General features: G+C 55.4%; 1 protein-coding gene. It reads left to right on the plus strand.

Annotated elements, in window-relative coordinates:
- The first annotated feature begins 885 nt into the window (after positions 1-885).
- Positions 886-1,284, plus strand: coding sequence for a hypothetical protein (locus tag WB528_RS24930; protein ID WP_423891713.1), 399 nt, complete (start codon positions 886-888; stop codon positions 1,282-1,284).
- Positions 1,285-1,869: the final 585 nt, after the last annotated feature.

Below are 1,869 nucleotides of genomic sequence, written 5' to 3' on the forward strand. Positions count from 1 at the left end.
AATGCGAGGGGTGCCTGGGTGACAGGCCGCTCAGCGCGGCGAGAGATAGGAAGCGCTCGAAGCCCGATTCCGCGGTCTGGACCCTCGAATGCAACATCGCGACCATCAGGATAAGGAGCATTCCTGACATGGCGGCGGAAATTGAACGGCTTCGCTGGCACCTCCCAAATATGTACCGGGCGAAAGCCGCGCTACCTCGGAGAACGATAACCCAAGGAGTACAGTCATGAAACATCTTACTCTCTCGCTATTGCTGGCAGGAGGCATCATTGCTTTGAGCACGATGGAGGCAAGTGCGGTTGTCTGCGCGCGCGGCGTCTATCGCGCCGGCTGTGTTGGCGCAGGCGGCGCCGTGGTTGTTGGAGCTCATCGAGTCCACCGTGCTGTTGTGGTTGCGCCACGGCGTGCCTTGGTTGTTCGGCGCCGGGTGTATTGATTGCGGGCTTTCGAACAAGCCGCCTCGCCAATCATGATCGGGATTCTTTGAGATAAGCGAACCTCGGAATCGAGCCACCAAACGAGGATATCTCGACGATGCGCAAGCGCGCTCGCGCCGATGTAGGCACAAGCCGTGTTGCAGCGCCGGGAATGCCGGAAATGCTTTCGAGAGGAGAGTGTCATGATCAAAACTGCAACAGCCTTGTTTCTGAGTCTGCTTGTTGGTCCCGTCCTTTCGTCGGCCGCGCGACGGCGACACGCCATCGCGAGTTTGCCGCCGTTCCACTTAGATCAACGAAAGGTCCGATGATTTGTCGCACTCGGAATCTACTCAAACAGCGATACGAAAGGCCACGTCGCCCGTCCGCGTCAAAGAGATCGATTTTGCGACAATTCCGCGATCGAACGGGCTCCGGCAGCCTATCGCCCATTTAATCGGAGAGTTTCATGAGAACCTTCAATCCATCGGTGCTGTTAATACTTCTCGTTACACAATCGGGCTCGACGCAGGCTGCGGATTTGAACGGAGCTTGGACGGACGACGCCTCGGCCTGCGGCACGGTGTTTACCAAAGAGAATAACAAGCTTGCGTTCAAGCGAGATGCTGATCTCCACGCGGGCGGTCTAATCGTCCAGGGAAAGCAAATAACCGGCACATTTCAGAAATGCACTGTCAAATCGTTCCACGATGACGGGTCGAACGTGCAGGTAATTGCGTCGTGCTCGGACGGTGTCGCGGTTTCAGACGTAGCATTCGATGTGAAAATCTCCGGAGAGAATAGGATCACACTCAGCTCCAAGGGGCCGGTCCCAGTGGAAATGTTGTACGTTCGCTGCTCGATGTGAAGTCCGGGATGAGGTTGAACGACGAGCCAAGCGGTCGGGGTGGGCCCGCGACAACATCTTCGAGCTCCCGCAAAAATCGCGGCGTCTGCATGGCGTCGTAGACTGGACTTCTGCTCCGGGTCAGAAGCGTCGTTTTGACCGTGCGCTGATCAATTCCGGTCTTCTCCAATAGACAGACATTATTAGATTAGCGGGGGCTTCCGCACGTCTCAAAGGTGCCAACATCCGTTGGCCATTCGAAAGCTTCGACTGTTCTGCTAATGACGCCGTTTGAATTGAAGTTCTGCTAACCACGTACTGCCGGAAACAGACATTTTCGTTTGTGCGCCCTCTGGCTTTATGTCACCTTCTGGACATATGAGCTGGATAAGCTCTCCAGTTTATTACTGATGTTGCCATCGCAAATGGCGGTGGACAAAGTTGTCGAATCGATTTCGGCGGCGGTCCCAATCGATCCGTAAATTACTTCTGGTGAGCACCGGCAAAAGACGATGCCGATGCTCGCTTCGCATTTGATGAAAAGCGCAGCCCGGCAATCCGTTTCAGTTCGGCTGGAGTAACGGGGATGTCTTGGAGCAGGATAGT

Origin of the sequence: Bradyrhizobium sp. (assembly GCF_049586575.1) — a bacterium.
Taxonomy (GTDB): Bacteria; Pseudomonadota; Alphaproteobacteria; order Rhizobiales; family Xanthobacteraceae; genus Bradyrhizobium.

Coding starts and splice junctions, on each gene's coding strand:
- WB528_RS24930 (WP_423891713.1), top strand. CDS start 886: ATGAGAACCTTCAATCCATCGGTGCTGTTAATACTTCTCGTTACACAA.